Below are 17021 nucleotides of genomic sequence, written 5' to 3'. Positions count from 1 at the left end.
AATTGTATTTTTATACAAATTCAATATAGAAATTAAATAATATCTAGTTTTCAAAGAACCAAGTATGACACTTACGTGTCAATGGAGAATAGCGGGATCGAACCGCTGACCTCCTGCTTGCAAAGCAGGTGCTCTCCCAGCTGAGCTAATTCCCCATAAATATAAATATGATTGTGACCCCTGTGAGGTCGATGGGCCTAGGGGGACTCGAACCTCCGACCTCACGCTTATCAGGCGTGCGCTCTAAACCAACTGAGCTATAGGCCCAAAGAAGCAAAGAATCATATGAGAGGTAAATCCCTCAAAACTGAATAAGATTGATGAACCTAATGTAAGTTTCCGAAATTTCCTTAGAAAGGAGGTGATCCAGCCGCAGGTTCTCCTACGGCTACCTTGTTACGACTTCACCCTAATCATCTGTCCCACCTTAGACGACTAGCTCCTAAAAGGTTACCCCATCGTCTTTGGGTGTTACAAACTCTCATGGTGTGACGGGCGGTGTGTACAAGGCCCGGGAACGTATTCACCGTGGCATGCTGATCCACGATTACTAGTGATTCCAACTTCATGCAGGCGAGTTGCAGCCTGCAATCCGAACTGAGAATGGCTTTAAGAGATTAGCTTGACCTCGCGGTTTCGCGACTCGTTGTACCATCCATTGTAGCACGTGTGTAGCCCAGCTCATAAGGGGCATGATGATTTGACGTCGTCCCCACCTTCCTCCGGTTTATCACCGGCAGTCTCACTAGAGTGCCCAACTAAATGCTGGCAACTAATAATAAGGGTTGCGCTCGTTGCGGGACTTAACCCAACATCTCACGACACGAGCTGACGACAACCATGCACCACCTGTCATTCTGTCCCCGAAGGGAACGCCCAATCTCTTGGGTTGGCAGAAGATGTCAAGAGCTGGTAAGGTTCTTCGCGTAGCATCGAATTAAACCACATGCTCCACCACTTGTGCGGGCCCCCGTCAATTCCTTTGAGTTTCAACCTTGCGGTCGTACTCCCCAGGCGGAATACTTAATGCGTTAGCTGCGGCACTGAAGGGCGGAAACCCTCCAACACCTAGTATTCATCGTTTACGGCATGGACTACCAGGGTATCTAATCCTGTTCGCTACCCATGCTTTCGAGCCTCAGCGTCAGTAACAGACCAGAAAGCCGCCTTCGCCACTGGTGTTCTTCCATATATCTACGCATTTCACCGCTACACATGGAGTTCCACTTTCCTCTTCTGTACTCAAGTTTTGTAGTTTCCACTGCACTTCCTCAGTTGAGCTGAGGGCTTTCACAGCAGACTTACAAAACCGCCTGCGCTCGCTTTACGCCCAATAAATCCGGACAACGCTTGCCACCTACGTATTACCGCGGCTGCTGGCACGTAGTTAGCCGTGGCTTTCTGGTTAAATACCGTCAAAGTGTTAACAGTTACTCTAACACTTGTTCTTCTTTAACAACAGAGTTTTACGATCCGAAAACCTTCATCACTCACGCGGCGTTGCTCCATCAGACTTTCGTCCATTGTGGAAGATTCCCTACTGCTGCCTCCCGTAGGAGTCTGGGCCGTGTCTCAGTCCCAATGTGGCCGATTACCCTCTCAGGTCGGCTACGTATCATCGTCTTGGTGGGCTTTTATCTCACCAACTAACTAATACGGCGCGGGTCCATCCCAAAGTGATAGCAGAGCCATCTTTCAAGTTGGAACCATGCGGTTCCAACTAATTATGCGGTATTAGCACTTGTTTCCAAATGTTATCCCCCGCTTCGGGGCAGGTTACCCACGTGTTACTCACCAGTTCGCCACTCGCTCCGAATCCAAAAATCATTTATGCAAGCATAAAATCAATTTGGGAGAACTCGTTCGACTTGCATGTATTAGGCACGCCGCCAGCGTTCGTCCTGAGCCAGGATCAAACTCTCATCTTAAGATGAAAAAGCTTAACTTAGCTCTTCTGAATAAATTGTTATTTTATAAGCGAATTGACTTCGCAATGTTTAATTCTTACAACCAAGTTGTAAGTTCCTTACACATCATCGATTATCAATCTTGTTCAGTTTTCAAAGATCTACCAATTTGTTGATTGCTGATTAAATCAATCAGCTTTTTTATTATATCAGATTGTTAACTCAATGTCAACAACTTTTTATAATTAATTTTTATCAACTTTGTTATCAAAAGTCGCTCAAACGCGATGACAACAATAAATATTATGCCATCTTGGCAAGTAAAAGTCAATAACTTTTTTTGCTTATTTTCAATCGAAATTAACGATCAACTTTTTCAACAGCAGAAACAATAATATCAAATTCAAACCGTCAGGTCAACAACTTTTTATTATTTGTTTCGATTAAATTTTATTGTTATCTCAAAAATGACAACGGATATAATAATACCAATTATAAACACTGTGGTCAATAACTTTTTCAAACTTTATTAAACTTTTTAGTTTTATTCTTTATAATAGAATTAAATAGAATAATCGTTATACTATTTCTTATAGATAATATTAAAGGAGTTTTACTATTATATGGAAAAAGTCGTGATTGCTGCTGCCAAGAGAACACCGATTGGTAAGATAAACGGTGCCCTAAAGAACTTCACTTCTGTGGATTTAGGAACCATTGTTACCAAGGCTGTAATTGAACAAGCAAACATTAAACCATCTGATGTGGATCAAGTCGTGTTTGGAAATGTCATCCAAGCTGGTGCTGGTCAAAACATCTCAAGACAAATCGAAATCAATTCAAACATCCCCTACTGTAGTACTGCCAATACAGTTAACCAAGTATGTGGTTCTGGCCTAAAGGCTGTCCGCAATGCTCAAGCTGCCATCGTAATGGGTGACGCTGACGTCGTAATTGCCGGTGGAGTGGAAAGTATGTCCAATGCACCATTTCTAAACATGGATGTTAGATCCGGTCATAAGTTTGGTGACGTTACTTTAGTCGATTCATTAAACAATGACGCATTAATGGATGCTTTTAACAAACAACCAATGGGAGTTACCGCAGAAAACGTTGCTGAAAAGTTCAACGTTTCAAGAGAAGAACAAGACGAGTTCGCCTACCAATCTCATATGAAGGCTGCCAAAGCATTTGATAATGGATACTTTGATTCCGAACTAGTGCCAATTGAAATCAAAAACAGAAAATCTTCTTATATTATGAAGGAAGATGAAAACATTCGTCGTGATACTTCTATTGAAGTCCTTAACAAACTACGTCCTGCCTTCAAGGAAGACGGAACTGTGACTGCCGGAAACGCCGCAAGTCTAAACGACGGTGCATCTGCTTTAGTCCTAATGAGTGAATCAGCCGCTAAGCGTTTGAATGTTAAACCACTAGCGGTCATCGATGGCTATGCCGAAGCAGGATGCGATCCTGACTACATGGGATATGCTCCATACGATGCTACCAAGTCATTGTTTGATAAACTAAACATCACTATGGATGATATTGACCTAGTCGAATTAAACGAAGCATTCGCTGCTCAAGTCCTAGCGGTTGCTCACGACTACAATATCGATACGAACAAACTTAACATCTCCGGTGGTGCCATCTCAATGGGACATCCCCTAGGTGATTCCGGTGCGAGAATTGTCGGTTCATTAATCTACAACCTACAACGAACCAACCAAAAAAGCGGTCTAGCTACCATCTGTATCGGTGGTGGTATGGGAATGGCCATGAAAATTACACTACTATAGATAATTCTAATTAGTTTACTAAAAGTGTCATTGTAGTATGCTATGAATAGGCTTAATTTACAAACGTTGCAAAATGCAGCGTTTTTCTATATACTTTTTACTTATAATTTTCATAAAGGAAGTGTAAAAATGCCCGCAACATACTTAAAGAAATCAACTGAAGAAGATTTACCAGCAATCTTAGACATCATTCACTCAGCAATCAAGTACCTACACGAACAAGGAATTGATCAATGGCAACATGGTTACCCAGCTGACGAAGATTTAGTTAAAGACGTTAAAGATGGAATCAACTACGTGTTAATCACTGACGGCCAAGTCGCCGGAACTGCAACAATTCATCAAGGAATTGATCCAAATTACCTAAAGATTGAAGAAGGCGATTGGGTTAACGGTTCTGAAGCTCACTACGCAGCGATTCACAGAGTTGCCATCTCAAATGAGTTCCGTGGACAACACCTATCTGAAAAACTGGTTAGTAGCTTAATCACCGTTTCACGTGTATTAGGTTACAAGGATATCAGAATCGACACTCATCCTGAAAACAAAGGTATGCAACACGTTATCACTTCTAACGGTTTTGAAAAACGTGGAATTATCCATATGCGAGAAAATGGTCATCCATGGACTGCTAGATTTGCATACCAACTATTAACTAAATAATAGAAGGTGCTCACATGCTAGCAGACGACCTATCAGTTCAAATCAAACTGATTATTATGTATGCGATTGGTGTTTTAGCCCTATTGACTTTGCTATTTTTCTTATACCGCAAGCATCAATCATTTAAAAATAAATATGTAGCAACCATCCTAGGAATTACCATTATCTTGGTATTAATCCTAATCGATGTAAGTACATTGCATTAAAAAAAGACGTTCATCATTATGAACGTCTTTTTTTGTTTGGTTTAATTAGTGAATAACAACCTTAGTACCGGTTGGTACTGAGCTGTTGATCCATTTAGCGTCTGGAATTGATAAACGAACGCAACCATGTGAGTTGGCAACCTTACCCAGTTCATGGGCATCCTTCATTAGATACTTACCATCCTTATTTACGGGAACGGAATGGAATAAGTAGATTCCGTGATCCTTAAATGAAGTCCAGTAGTTGGCACCTTCTTTGGATGAGGCGTTGTAGAAGTGACTACCACGTTCTTTTTGAATGTGGAATGTACCACGTGGGGTACCATCGTCATTTCCAGTTGAGCATAGCATGGTGTATAAGACCTTGCCCGCCTTGTTCTTAACATAGACACGTTGCTTCTTAATTGAAACATCTAGCCAGTTCTTCTTTGATAGTTTCATATTTGGGTAAGCCTTCTTTTCAGAAGAGTGCTTCCAAGCATTCTTTGAAGGCCTTACTGAGGCTTGTGCCGATAGATTGGTAGTAGTGTTTTTGTTCGCAGTCGATTTTGAGGTAGATTGGCCGCAAGCTGTTAATCCTAATGCCACAATGACGGCAGCAATAATCATTGCAAATGCACGTTTAAATTTAGTCATTAAATATCTCCCCTTGTCTTTGACTTAATTAAAACACAAAGTGAAAATCAATTCCATTATTAAAAACATTTGGTATAGTTATATTTATAAAAACATTCGTACAAACTAAGGAGATATCGTTATGCGAAAACTAAAAGCATTTTCACTACTACTACTCGCTATGACTGTCATGTTATTTGCCGGAAGCATCAGTGAAACCCACCTAGCCGCTAATGCGCAAACTACCAAGCAAACTCATCACAAGAAAAAGCCCGCCAAAAAAGCTAAAAAATCCAAGAAGGCTAAGCATAAAAAGACCACCAAGAAGAAAAAGGCCGTAAAGAAACACACTAAAAAGACTACCAAGACCAAGAAGAAACACCCAAAGAAAACTAGAAAAGTTACCAAAGCAAAAAAGAAGGTAGCTACTAAGAAGAAGGCTAAGAAAAAGGCTAAGAAAAAAGCACCTAAAAAGGTAGTTAGAAAAAACACCACAGACAAAAAGGTGATTGTAAGCACTACTGATCCGGTAACTTCCAGCACCAAGAAGACTACCGACTCTAGCTACTACCAATCTGTTGACGGTTTTAACTATCCTTCAGACGATCACGCTACTCCTAACGCGTCCGACACACTAAACATCCCTAACGGATACCTATTTAGTTTCGATGCCAACACTAAGAAGATGGTCCAAGGTACCGCTTCAGACGAATCAATTGACCAAAGCCGTCAAATTAACACATTCCACCCAAGCACCGCAGACATTAACACCAAGGTCAACATCAACAACATTAGTACTGACCAACAACGTCAACTATCACAATATGCAGCTAACCTTGTGAACGATTTAAGACACAAGCTAGCTAACAACTACCCATACACCCAAGACCTAACCGTTACCGACCGTGCTCTAAAGGCAGCCACTGATGTTGCCATCGGCTACAACAACGATAATTGGGACTTTACTAAAAAGGGTGGTCACGATGTCTCTGTCCTAGATGACGTCTTCGCCGCTAACAGTTTCTCTGCCTACGGTGAAAACATCGCTGGTTCACTACTAACTAACTCATACATCAATGGACCAGTTACTATGGCTAACGTTAAGGAAAGCATCTACGGTGCCATCTGTGCCATGATGTTCGACGACGCTTCTTCTGATTGGGGCCACGCTGCCAACTTCCTAGGAATTGGTTTCGATAGTTCCGCTAAACAAGAATTCGGTGTTTCAATCGATAAGATGGGCCAAATTCACTTCGAAATTTATCAATAAAAAATAAAAAGGCGCTATGACGGCGTCTTTTTTGTTTGGAAAAATTATCATGTTTACAAATAGTTCAAAACAGATATACTTATACATGAATTAAATATAAAAATGCTGTCCACTGGGGTGCCGTTTTTCGGCTGAGATTACACCCATTGAACCTGATCTAGTTAACACTAGCGAAGGAAGTCAGGCGCACTCCAAGTAAAGAATTAGAATTAGACTTAGTCTATCCAAGTGTACCCTTCCACCGTCGTGTGGGAGGGTATTTTTTATTTACGGCAGCAAACTGGAGGTAATGTTTCATGTTTTCACATCAACTAGTTAAGGAAGCTAACCCAATTTTGGAAGCTATCTTTGACCACCCGTTTGTTAAAGGTATCGGTGACGGTCACGTCGACGATGCAGCATTAAAATTTTATGTTCAACAAGATTTTCAATACTTATCTGAGTTCATCAAAATTTACGCTAGTATCATCCCCATACTAAAGGGCAGAGAGGACATGCGCTTCTTCGCTGAAAACATCGATTTTATTCTAAACAGTGAGATTCACCCTCACCACGTCTTTTGCGATATCGCTAACGTTACATACGAAAGTTTGCAACATGCTACTCCAAGCCCCAAGGCTTACCTATACCAATCACATATGTATCGTGCCGTGAGAACCGGTAGTTTGGCCAACATCATCTGTGCCTTACTACCATGCCCATGGACATACAATGAAATTGCCAAACAACTAACTGCCACAGGTAAAAACACCGCTGATAACCCATTCAAGAGTTGGATTGATTTCTACCTATCTGACGATGAAGATGCAGATGGTGGAATAACCCAAAAGCTCTTTAACATGTTAAACGAACTATCAAAGGACATGTCAGAAGAAGAAATCAATGAGGCCAAGGGATTCTTCCTAAAAAGTACCGAATTAGAATGGGAATTCTGGGAACAAGCCTTCTACCAACAAGACTGGCGTTTTGCCGACATTATTCATGGAGGTAATCATCATGAATAGTAAAAAAGTCCCCGAAACACTAACCATTGCTGGATCTGACTCCGGTGGTGGTGCCGGTATGCAAGCAGACATCAAGACGATGCAAGAACACCACGTCTTTGCGACCAACGTCGTGGTTGGTTTAACCGCGCAAAATACATTGGGTGTGCAATCAGTCCTACCCACTCCCGTTGAAATGATCAACGCCCAGTTTGACTCACTATACGATGATTTCGACATCAAGGCTGCCAAAACCGGCGCCTTGTTTGATCAAGAACGCGTCGAAGCTGTCGTCTCAAACATCAACAAACACAACATTCACCCCATTGTCGTCGACCCAGTCATGGTTGCCAAGGATGGCGCTAGGTTATTAGACGATTCAGGTATCGACGCCATCATTAATAAACTAATGCCAATCGCAGACATCGTGACCCCTAACCTACCTGAAGCTGAGGTTATATATGGTAAGAAGATTGAAACCAACGATGATGTCATCACAGCAGCCGCGCACATTCAACAACTAGGTGCCAAGAACGTCATCATCAAGGGTGGCCACCAACAAGGTGATACCCTATCCGATTACGTCCTATTAGAAAGCGGAATTAGTTTTACCATCGAAAGTAAAAAGTACGACACCGTCAGAAAGCACGGTACTGGCGACACCCTATCATCTGCGATTGTCGCTAACCTAGCCAAGGGCGCATCCATTAAGGACGCCATCATTGAAGGTAAACACTACATTGATACCATCCTACAATCAGAAATCATTGTCGGACATGGTCATGGACCACTAAATCACTGGGGGGCTGAAGATGAAATTCGCTAAAGAACAACTAGCCGTCTACTTCATTGCGGGTAGTCAAAACGTTGGCGGCGACGTCGACAAACTAATCAAAATCGTATCGGATGCATGTATGAATGGCATCACCATGTTTCAATACCGCGAAAAAGACCGTTCTACCCTAACGGATGCGGAAAAACTACAGGTGGCGATTCAACTAAAGGAAATCACCGCCAAGTACAATGTGCCATACATCATCGACGACGATATCGATTTGATGAAGGAAATTAACGCCGATGGAATCCACGTCGGCCAAGACGACACCAAGATTGAACGCGTGATTGCTGAATGTCCCAACAAGATTATCGGACTATCTACTCACACCCTAGATGAGGTCAGAGCTGCCAACAATGTCGATTCACTAGACTACATCGGAATTGGTCCCATCTTTGCGACTCAATCCAAACTAAAGGTAAAACCTGCAATCGGTATCGATGAGCTAAACCGTTTATACCAAGAATCGACTCATCCAGCCGTGGCCATCGGCGGCATCAAGGAAGATAACGCCAAGGCAGTGCTAACTACCAATGTCGACGGTGTTTCAGTCATCTCAGACATTATCAACAGTTCGGATATCCAACAAACCATCAATCGTCTAAAGGGGACTGCATAATGACTACTATCAAACAAATCAGAGAAAACTCACCCATCATTTTAAACATCTCAAACATGGTAACACCACAACACGTGGCAGACGCCATCAACTTCATCGGCGCATCACCTATCATGTTCGACGACATTAAAGAAGCAAGTGACCTAGTCAACATCTCAAATGCCCTAGTAATCAACATGGGTTCATCAAACGATGCCGACGTTGAAAAATCAATTGCGGCCGGAAAATTTGCCAACCAAAAAGGCATCCCTGTCGTCATCGATCCCGTGGCGATTGGCGCATCCAAGTTACGCCAAGATAACTTCGCAAAGGTTGCCAATGAGGTCAAATTCGACGGTGTTCGTGGCAATGCCGGTGAGTTAGCATTTCTAGCTGACATCGAATGGAACGCGCAAGGTATCGACGCCGGAGAAGGTGGCGGTGACTTACATCAAATCGCAGAAACTGTCGCTAAGAAGTTCGACTGTATCGTTTTACTATCAGGAATTACTGATGTGATCTCAGATGGTATCAAGACTGTCGAAGTAAAAAACGGTCATCACTACTTTACCGTTAACGTCGGTTGTGGCGATATGTTAGACGGTATCCTAGGTGCCTGTCTAGCTGTCGATAACAGTTTAGATTCCGCCGTGCTCGCATCAAGCATTTTAAGCATTGCCGGAGAAATCGCCGGTGGAATTACCGACAACTTACCATATTCATTCCTATCAACTGTATTTAATACCTTATACCAACTAACCGACGAAGAAATCACTGAGTTTCAAAAACTAGGCTAATCAAAAAAGGACTGACAAACGTCAGTCCTTTTTATTTTTATAGTGCTTTTTCGATATTAGCTAGTGTTAGTTCATCAGTTGAGGCAAACACGATATCAGCATCCTTTAGGATATCTGCACTGCCGATTCCGATGGAAGTCTCGCCGGCGCCATTGATAGCAGCGATACCGACTTCCGCATCTTCAATTCCGATACATTGTTCAGGAGCTAGGTCCAAAATTTCCGCACCCTTAGTGTAAATTTCTGGATCTGGTTTACCCTTACTCAATAAAGCCGGGTTAACCACCTTTTCAAAGTATTCACTTAATTGAAGTTTTTCCAAAACAGTTGGTGCATTCTTGGAAGCAGATGCTAAAGCGATTAAATAGCCATTATCACGTAAACTGTCCAAGAATTCCTTGATACCAGGAAGAATATCGGCTGGTGACATTTGATCAACTAGGTTTAGGTAGTTATCGTTTTTTTCCTGTGCTAGTGCCAGCTTGTCTTCTTCAGTGTATTGGTCCTGTAGGTTACCACGGTCCAAAATTAGATTCAATGAATCCATGCGGTCCACACCCTTTAGGTCTTCGGCTAACTTGTCATTCCATGGCGTGCCGACTTTATCGGCAATTTGTTTCCATGCCTTACTGTGTAAAACAGAGGTGTTGGAGATGACACCGTCCAGGTCAAAAATGAAACCTTTAATCTTGTCTAATCCCATGTCTATTCCCCCTTTGATAGGACTTCTAGTGTTGCTTTTTCTAGTTTGTATGACTTGTTGTTTACAATGATGTTCATTGGTTGACCATCAACCAACTTGATTGTTGTTTTACCATCAACAATGTTGATGTTTAATAATCTGCCGTTAAAGACAATTCTGAATTCAAAGCCATCCCATTCAATTGGTAGATGTGGGATAATCTTTAATTCGCCGGCTGAAGTTACTTGCATCCCCGCGAAACCTTGAACCACACTTAGCCAGCTTCCACCTAAGTTTGCCAAGTGCAAACCATCTTCAGTGTTTCCTTGTAAATCAGTTAGGTCCATACGGACAGTGTCTGAGAAGTAGCTGTAGGCCTTCTTCATGTCACCCATACGCGCAGCTAACGCACTGAAGATTGAGCGTGATAGTGATGAGTCATGAGTAGTGATTTTTTCGTAGTAATCGAATTCTCTTCTTAGTTGATTATCATCAATTGTTTCTGGGAATAATAGGTCCGCTAAAACAGTATCTGCTTGCTTGTTCACTTGGTATCTGTAGATGTTTAGTGGGTGGTAGTGCAATAGTAATGGGTATTTGTCCTTTGGTGTTTCGTCGAATGGCCAGATTGCCTTGCTGAAGAATGTGTCATCTTGAGCGTTAATTTGGTATTCGTCGTTGAATGGGAAGTAGATCCTTTCAGCGATGTCCTTGAATGCTTCTAATTCTTCAATTGAAGCACCTAGGTTGCCGAATCCTTCTGAATCTTCTTTCATTAGTACTAATCCTAACTTGTATGCCAAGTTGAAGTTGTTTTGCGCCATTCTGTTAGTGAAGTAGTTGTTATCAACCATTGCAGTGTATTCGTCTGGTCCAGTTACTGTGTGGAATTCGAATACTGTCTTGTTCTCTCTCTTTGCCCATGTACCGAATTCTCTGAAGAAACGAGCAGTTTCTAGTAACATTTCGAAACCGTAGTTCTTTAGGAAGTCCATGTCATGAGTTGCTTGGTAGTAGTTACCGATAGCATATGCGATGTCACCATCTAAATGGTATGCAGCAGTACTTGCTGGGTAGTAAGCGGAAGTTTCTTCACCGTTGATCGAACGCCATGCGAATAGCGCACCTTGGTTAACACCCAATTCACGAGCACGAGTACGCGCAAAGTCTAGTGTGTTGTAACGGTATACCAATAGTTTCTTGGCAATTTCTGGGTTTGTGTAGATGAAGTAAGGAATCATGTACATTTCAGTGTCCCAGAAAGTGTGGCCTTCATAACCTGGTCCTGTTAAACCTTTGGCAGCGATGTTTGTCTTACCGTCACGACCAGTAGCTTGGTTTAATTGGAAGACGTTGTAGTGAAGAGCTAGGTTTAATTCGTCGTTTCCGGCGATTGAAACTTCACCGTTTTGCCAAGTGTCGTGCCAGAAACTAGCACTGTTTTCCTTAATTGTGGCAAAGTCTTCTTTAGCAAAGTCACCTGCTTCGTTCTTTTCACCAACGATAAATCCGTAGCCGACTTTTGGTTCGTCCACTAGTGCTAGTTTTTTAGTTAGTTGACTTTCGTCGTTAAAACCGTAAACAGTAATTTCGATGCGTTGTTGTGATTCAGCAGTGCTAATGGCGATTGTTTGTGATAAGTCGTCAGTAGCAACTACTTCGCGTTTGATTGATTTTAATTCTCTAGTCTTTCTTGGGTCATCGATATCATCGCCTGCTTCAGCCTTTGCTTCTTCTAGGACAAAACTCTTATCGATGTAGATGTCACCCTTGTAAGTTCCAGCTTCAAAAGCATATTCAATTCCGTAGAAGTGAACTTCTCTTTGATCGATTGCTGAAGTGACATTCATTTTAATTGTTTGTTTCTTGTCGTTACTTAATTCATATTCTTCAACCAATTTACCGTTAGATAAATCTAATTGCATATCTACTAGTTTAGAATGAGTGAATTCGCTATGACTGTCATCGAAGACGCGAATCTTTCTCAAGTTAGGAAGTGAAACGATTGTTTCATTTCTCTTTGGGTAGTAAGCAGCAGCTTCTCCGTATGTGATTGGACTGTATTCGAAGAAACCATTTACAAGTGTTCCTTCTACTGCGTTTGATTCGATTGGGTTAGTTGCACGAACCCCAAAGTGACCATTACCGAATGAGAACACAGCTTCTAGGTTACCCGGATTACTTGAACTCACGTCTTTTAGTCTTAATTTAATGTCTTTAGTCATTTTTAATTCAACTCCTTTAATTATTCTTTAACTGGTTTTACAAAGAATACTGTTCCGGCAGCAATTAGTGCGCAGATTCCAGCTAGGAATAGCATTGCACTCATTGATCCATGTAGCATTGGGAAGATTGCGAAACTAGAAACTGAAGCGACAATTTGTGGGATACAAATTTGCCAGTTGAATAGTCCTAGGTAAGCACCTTCGTTCTTACCTTTAACAGCACCTGTAATCATTGCAAATGCTTCTGTTCCGATTGTGATGTACATAATTCCAAATAGTGTGAATGGAACGATTGATAGCATCTTTGAAGTTACAAAGTACATCATGATTAGACCTAATCCACCTAATACTAGTGAGATGAATAGGATTTTTCTTCTTTGGCTTGGTTTTAGACGAGCTAAAACGAATGTACCCCATAGAACTCCGGCTAGTGATTGAACAAATGTTAATACCCCGTTCCAGTTACCAGCTGCTTGAAATCCTGCGCTAGCAGGGTTAGTTGTGTGCCAAATGTTTTCTGCTAATGCACCAGTGCTGTAAGTCCATACAAATTGAACTGAGATGAATGAGAACATCATAACTGCTAATAATTCCCAGAAGATCTTAGGAGCAGTCTTTACTAATTCCCATAGACTTGGTGCTTTTTCTTTACTGTCTTCTTCTTCAATGTCGTGGTATTTTGCGTATTCTACTGGGTCGTATTCTTTAACGTTTACGACAGTGTAGATAGTAGTTGCAGCGATTACGAGTGCTCCAATGTAAAAGGCAATTTTTACAGTTGTTGGAACTTCACCTTTAGGAGCGATGTTTGAGAAACCAATTGCAGTGATTACGAATGGTAGGATTGCAGCTAGCATTCCCCCTGCGTTTGAGTAAATGTTTTGGAATGACCATGCTTTGTCTTCTTGGTCTGCGTTAACCATGTCACCGATAATCATTCTGAATGGTTGTTGACACATGTTTGATGAAACGTCTAGAAGCATTATAGTAACCGCACCAAATAGTAAAGCGGCTAATGATCCATAACCCAAACCTAGCGATCCAACGTTTGGTAAAACGATTAAAACAATTGCAGAAATAATAGAGCCCATAATCAAGTATGGCAATCTTCTACCAAAACGGTTCCAAGTTTTGTCTGATCTCTTTCCAACGATTGGTTGAACAATCATCCCTGCCAATGGTGGTAGGATGAAGAACCAACCTAACTTATTAGGGTCAGCCCCAATAGTTTGGAAAATTCTACTCATTTGAGATGTTTGTAAAAAGAACGCCATGTTTAAACCAAAATAACCGAAGGTAATATTAAATAATTGGAACCTCGATAGTTTTGGTAATTTTAGTTTGGACATCATAATAGCTCACTCTCCTTTATTAATATGATTCTTTAGTGGCTATGATTACTATAGCGATAATAATGTAAACGCTTTACTAATCGATAATCAAATTATATTCGATATTTTTTTAATTAGCTAGCGTTTTTTTGTTAAGAATTTATAAAGGTATAAAATATTTTTTATATACTTTAGCAGGAGATTAATTAATCCATTAAATATTTTTATACTTATATTTTGTGCACAAAAAAAGCCGACCCATTTCGGATCGGCATAAAAAAAGAGACCGACAAACGTCAGTCCCCAATTTTTAATAACATACAAAATATACTATGGCGATAATAATAACGGCGATTACCATTAATGTGTAACAAATCTTTTCAAACATATGAATTCCTTCTTTGCTTCCGCATTTAATTTATTTAAAGTTTAGGCTAACTACCCGCACTTGTCAATTTTGTTATATGTAATAAAAAAACGCTGGAATCATTCCAACGTTTTTTAAAGTTATTAGATGTATTGAACGATTGTCATTAAGATAGGAATAACAACGATGAACAATACAGTTGAAGTAGTTACAATGTTTGTAGCGTACTTAACATCCCCGTGTGATTCAGCAGCTAGGATTGGTAATACGGCTAGCATTGGAGTAGCTGATTGAACAATCATAGTTTGGCTGAACATTGTTGGTAGTGATACACCACCGTGAGCAGCAGCAGTTAGGATAACGATCATAACAACTGGAGCCAATACGAAACGACCTAATAGCGCAACAACAGTGTCGCGGTCGAATGAGATACTCTTTAGACCAGCATCAGCTAATACAATACCAATGTAGATTAGTGATAGTGGAGTAACTAAACTACCAACGTATGATAGTGTTTGTGATAAGAAAGGTACCTTTAGTACTGGAATGTTTAGTAGTAAGAATACTAAAGCAACTAAGAAACCAACAAGTGGCATTGGAATAACTTGCTTCCAGTTAATCTTGTGGTGTTCCTTTGGTTGACCTTCCTTAGTAGGATCATCGTTACTGATCAAGAAGACACCGAATGCCCAAGTAGAAACAGTGTTGATGATGTAGTATACCAAGAAGTAAGTCATTGACTTGTCACCGAATAAGGCGATGTTCAATGGTAGACCAATGAAAATAGTGTTGGCGTTAACAATAGCGTTAATGAATACACCACGACGACCTGGTCTAACCTTCATGATTTTAACTAGTGCAAATGCAATTAGGTAACCGATAACAACTGAGATAACACCCCAGATTAGGTAGCTACCGAAACTTACAAGCTTACCTCTAGTTAGACGACTTAACACCGCAACGAAAATTGAAGCTGGTAGGGCGATGTTTTTGATTAATTTAGAAATGTTCTTGCTGAATGTATCTGCAAACCAACCGGTTTTTCTTAATACATATCCTAATAACATAATTAGAACAACAACAAGGACACTTTGGATTGAGTTAATAAATACTCCCATTATGAATCCTCCTATTTGATATTAAAAATAATTATTGCTTAATTTAAAACACGATAAGTACTATAAAACATACTTAAAGATATAGTCAAAGGATAAGTTCGTTATAAATATTTTTTATATAGGCAGATAAAACCCCTGTCATATTAGTCTTTGTCGTCGTTTTTATGCTTGTTTTTTAAAGAAATTACTAACACAGTTGATAATGTAGAAATAATAAATAGTACGGCGACCATGATTAACATACCGATCACTTGCATCTAATCCCTCCCAAATTTTTAATTCGTTAGTAAAATTATAGCGAATTTTCAATTTTTTCTCAAAATATTGTTGCATAAAATCTATAGATATGGTTTAATATTATATGTCGCTTGAGGTTACATCTCACAGACAAACTTAATATTTTGAGCTGTTAGCTTAAGGTAAAAGCACTCAGTCCTTTGCTGAGAAGATGGTGTTCAAAGCATCACAGCTCACTAACTAAAGTACTTTGAAGATTTTATCTTTGGGGTACTTTTTTGTTAAAGAATAAAAGTTTGTTTTTGTATATCTCACAAAAAAAGAGCCGCTTCTTAATTGAGGCGGCTCTTTTTTTCGATCTTTTACTACATATAATAAAAAGCCATAGGATAACCTATGGCTTTTTTCATATCCAAGATATGATTTTAGTGGAATTGCATACCACCATCTAAAATTAATGTTTGACCAGTCATGTAGTCTGAGTCTTTACCTGCTAAGAATGAAACACCAGCAGCGATTTCTTCAGATTCAGCTAAACGACCTAATGCGATATCCTTAGAGAATTGTTCCATACCCCATTCATCATCCTTACCTGCGTTTTGACCAACTTCATGGGCGATGTCCATCATCATTGGAGTCTTAACGATACCTGGTGCGAATGCGTTAACAGTGATGTTATCAGCTGCTAAATCACGAGCAGTGGTTTGAGTGATACCACGGATAGCAAACTTAGTACTACCATATAGAGTTAAGTTAGGGTTACCAACAACACCAGCTTGAGAAGTAGCGTTGATGATCTTACCACCATGACCTAGTTCGTTGAACTTAGCCTTGGCTGCTTGAGTTCCCCAGATTACTGATGCAACGTTGATGTTGTATACAGAGTTGAATTGTTCTGGAGTGATTGTTTCAACTGGAGTAGTAGGACCTACACCGGCGTTGTTAACAACAACGTTTAAATCACCCAATTGTTTTACAGTTTCTTCAACTGCAGCAAATACTTGGTCTCTGTCAGCAACGTCTGCTTGAACAGCAATTGCCTTACCACCGTTTGCGTTAATTTCTTTTGCTACTGCTTCACCCTTTTCAGCAGTACGGTTAACAACAGCAACTGCAAAACCGTCTTGAGCTAATCTTTCAGCGATTGCTTTACCGATACCTTGGCCGGCACCTGTAACAAATGCAACTTTTTGAGTCATAGTAACATCCTCTTTTCTTCTTTTGTTTATTTATTCACAAAGTGATTATATACTATTTTCATTAATTTTACAGTACTTATATTATTAAATTTTTATTAAATCCATAAAATTTGTTATGTCTTACACTATATAATCCGAAACTAATTAATTGAATTAAAATTCGTGAACGTTTATTTTATATGTATA

14 protein-coding genes, 2 tRNA genes, 1 rRNA gene and 1 riboswitch are annotated in these 17021 nt (G+C 40.3%); of the genes, 8 read left to right on the top strand and 9 right to left on the bottom strand.

The annotated features are described in order from the left end of the window. Positions 1 to 82: 82 nt before the first annotated feature. The 3 genes from RZ55_RS00365 to RZ55_RS00355 form a co-directional block, all read right to left on the bottom strand. Positions 83 to 155: transfer RNA gene (locus tag RZ55_RS00365), tRNA-Ala, on the bottom strand. Between the two features lie 37 nt (positions 156 to 192). Beyond that, positions 193 to 267 (bottom strand) — tRNA-Ile (locus RZ55_RS00360). A gap of 87 nt (positions 268 to 354) precedes the next feature. Continuing rightward, positions 355 to 1928: ribosomal RNA gene (locus RZ55_RS00355) — 16S ribosomal RNA — on the bottom strand. Between the two features lie 602 nt (positions 1929 to 2530). On the opposite strand from RZ55_RS00355, the gene RZ55_RS00350 reads away from it, so the two are divergent. The 3 genes from RZ55_RS00350 (at position 2531) to RZ55_RS00340 (ending at position 4578) form a co-directional block, all read left to right on the top strand. Then, a complete protein-coding gene (locus tag RZ55_RS00350) occupies positions 2531 to 3709 on the top strand; it encodes an acetyl-CoA C-acetyltransferase (protein WP_057175437.1) in 1179 nt (392 codons plus the stop codon). Between the two features lie 129 nt (positions 3710 to 3838). Next, a complete protein-coding gene (locus RZ55_RS00345) occupies positions 3839 to 4372 on the top strand; it encodes a GNAT family N-acetyltransferase (protein ID WP_034530719.1) in 534 nt (177 codons plus the stop codon). A gap of 14 nt (positions 4373 to 4386) precedes the next feature. Beyond that, positions 4387 to 4578 (top strand): hypothetical protein, encoded by a 192-nt coding sequence (locus tag RZ55_RS00340; protein WP_034530717.1) that lies wholly within the window; start codon positions 4387 to 4389, stop codon positions 4576 to 4578. 45 nt (positions 4579 to 4623) lie between these two features. Here RZ55_RS00340 and RZ55_RS00335 read toward each other — a convergent pair whose 3' ends face one another. After that, entirely contained in the window at positions 4624 to 5214 is a 591-nt protein-coding gene (locus RZ55_RS00335) for a L,D-transpeptidase (protein WP_057175436.1), read from the bottom strand. A gap of 121 nt (positions 5215 to 5335) precedes the next feature. Here RZ55_RS00335 and RZ55_RS00330 point away from each other — a divergent pair, with 121 nt between their 5' ends. The 5 genes from RZ55_RS00330 to thiM all read left to right on the top strand — a co-directional run bounded on the left by RZ55_RS00330 (position 5336) and on the right by thiM (position 9676). Next, positions 5336 to 6463 carry an SEC10/PgrA surface exclusion domain-containing protein gene (locus RZ55_RS00330; protein WP_057175435.1) on the top strand — a complete coding sequence of 376 codons (1128 nt, stop codon included), beginning with the start codon at positions 5336 to 5338 and terminating at the stop codon, positions 6461 to 6463. Positions 6464 to 6566: 103 nt separating this feature from the next. Further along, a riboswitch (TPP riboswitch) is annotated at positions 6567 to 6659 on the top strand. A 100-nt stretch (positions 6660 to 6759) separates the two neighbouring features. Further along, the gene (tenA, locus tag RZ55_RS00325; RefSeq protein WP_057175434.1) at positions 6760 to 7467 is read left to right on the top strand and encodes a thiaminase II; all 708 of its coding nucleotides are present in this window, start codon (positions 6760 to 6762) and stop codon (positions 7465 to 7467) included. Further along, a complete protein-coding gene (thiD, locus tag RZ55_RS00320) occupies positions 7460 to 8272 on the top strand; it encodes a bifunctional hydroxymethylpyrimidine kinase/phosphomethylpyrimidine kinase (RefSeq protein ID WP_057175433.1) in 813 nt (270 codons plus the stop codon). Before tenA ends, thiD begins: the two co-directional genes overlap by 8 nt. Beyond that, the gene (gene thiE, locus RZ55_RS00315; protein WP_057175432.1) at positions 8259 to 8900 is read left to right on the top strand and encodes a thiamine phosphate synthase; all 642 of its coding nucleotides are present in this window, start codon (positions 8259 to 8261) and stop codon (positions 8898 to 8900) included. Before thiD ends, thiE begins: the two co-directional genes overlap by 14 nt. After that, the gene (thiM, locus tag RZ55_RS00310; protein WP_057175431.1) at positions 8900 to 9676 is read left to right on the top strand and encodes a hydroxyethylthiazole kinase; all 777 of its coding nucleotides are present in this window, start codon (positions 8900 to 8902) and stop codon (positions 9674 to 9676) included. Before thiE ends, thiM begins: the two co-directional genes overlap by 1 nt. Before the next feature lie 37 nt (positions 9677 to 9713). Here the strand turns inward: thiM and pgmB are convergent, their stop codons facing one another. The 5 genes from pgmB to RZ55_RS00285 form a co-directional block, all read right to left on the bottom strand. Then, complete coding sequence (pgmB, locus tag RZ55_RS00305) at positions 9714 to 10379, bottom strand: beta-phosphoglucomutase (protein ID WP_057175430.1); 666 nt, start codon at positions 10377 to 10379, stop codon at positions 9714 to 9716. Between the two features lie 2 nt (positions 10380 to 10381). Beyond that, the gene (locus RZ55_RS00300; RefSeq protein ID WP_057175429.1) at positions 10382 to 12583 is read right to left on the bottom strand and encodes a glycoside hydrolase family 65 protein; all 2202 of its coding nucleotides are present in this window, start codon (positions 12581 to 12583) and stop codon (positions 10382 to 10384) included. 20 nt (positions 12584 to 12603) lie between these two features. Continuing rightward, complete coding sequence (locus RZ55_RS00295; RefSeq protein ID WP_277813708.1) at positions 12604 to 13932, bottom strand: SLC45 family MFS transporter; 1329 nt, start codon at positions 13930 to 13932, stop codon at positions 12604 to 12606. Positions 13933 to 14424: 492 nt separating this feature from the next. After that, a complete protein-coding gene (locus RZ55_RS00290; RefSeq protein WP_034533846.1) occupies positions 14425 to 15399 on the bottom strand; it encodes an AEC family transporter in 975 nt (324 codons plus the stop codon). A 662-nt stretch (positions 15400 to 16061) separates the two neighbouring features. Continuing rightward, the gene (locus tag RZ55_RS00285) at positions 16062 to 16835 is read right to left on the bottom strand and encodes a (S)-acetoin forming diacetyl reductase (RefSeq protein ID WP_057175427.1); all 774 of its coding nucleotides are present in this window, start codon (positions 16833 to 16835) and stop codon (positions 16062 to 16064) included. Positions 16836 to 17021 lie beyond the last annotated feature (186 nt).

The organism is Apilactobacillus kunkeei (assembly GCF_001421115.1).
In the GTDB taxonomy this organism is placed as follows: Bacteria; Bacillota; Bacilli; order Lactobacillales; family Lactobacillaceae; genus Apilactobacillus; species Apilactobacillus kunkeei_F.
Note: the sequence above shows the minus strand (reverse complement) of the source record. Positions and strands in the feature narration are given on the sequence as shown.

What these genes read in the sequence shown, in the direction of transcription:
- RZ55_RS00290 (WP_034533846.1), bottom strand. Translation starts at nt 15,399, where the DNA reads ATGGGAGTATTTATTAACTCAATCCAAAGTGTCCTTGTTGTTGTTCTA.
- pgmB (WP_057175430.1), bottom strand. Translation starts at nt 10,379, where the DNA reads ATGGGATTAGACAAGATTAAAGGTTTCATTTTTGACCTGGACGGTGTC.
- RZ55_RS00335 (WP_057175436.1), bottom strand. Translation starts at nt 5,214, where the DNA reads ATGACTAAATTTAAACGTGCATTTGCAATGATTATTGCTGCCGTCATT.
- RZ55_RS00300 (WP_057175429.1), bottom strand. Translation starts at nt 12,583, where the DNA reads ATGACTAAAGACATTAAATTAAGACTAAAAGACGTGAGTTCAAGTAAT.
- RZ55_RS00330 (WP_057175435.1), top strand. Translation starts at nt 5,336, where the DNA reads ATGCGAAAACTAAAAGCATTTTCACTACTACTACTCGCTATGACTGTC.
- RZ55_RS00345 (WP_034530719.1), top strand. Translation starts at nt 3,839, where the DNA reads ATGCCCGCAACATACTTAAAGAAATCAACTGAAGAAGATTTACCAGCA.
- RZ55_RS00295 (WP_277813708.1), bottom strand. Translation starts at nt 13,932, where the DNA reads ATGTCCAAACTAAAATTACCAAAACTATCGAGGTTCCAATTATTTAAT.
- thiE (WP_057175432.1), top strand. Translation starts at nt 8,259, where the DNA reads ATGAAATTCGCTAAAGAACAACTAGCCGTCTACTTCATTGCGGGTAGT.
- RZ55_RS00340 (WP_034530717.1), top strand. Translation starts at nt 4,387, where the DNA reads ATGCTAGCAGACGACCTATCAGTTCAAATCAAACTGATTATTATGTAT.
- thiD (WP_057175433.1), top strand. Translation starts at nt 7,460, where the DNA reads ATGAATAGTAAAAAAGTCCCCGAAACACTAACCATTGCTGGATCTGAC.
- RZ55_RS00350 (WP_057175437.1), top strand. Translation starts at nt 2,531, where the DNA reads ATGGAAAAAGTCGTGATTGCTGCTGCCAAGAGAACACCGATTGGTAAG.
- thiM (WP_057175431.1), top strand. Translation starts at nt 8,900, where the DNA reads ATGACTACTATCAAACAAATCAGAGAAAACTCACCCATCATTTTAAAC.
- tenA (WP_057175434.1), top strand. Translation starts at nt 6,760, where the DNA reads ATGTTTTCACATCAACTAGTTAAGGAAGCTAACCCAATTTTGGAAGCT.
- RZ55_RS00285 (WP_057175427.1), bottom strand. Translation starts at nt 16,835, where the DNA reads ATGACTCAAAAAGTTGCATTTGTTACAGGTGCCGGCCAAGGTATCGGT.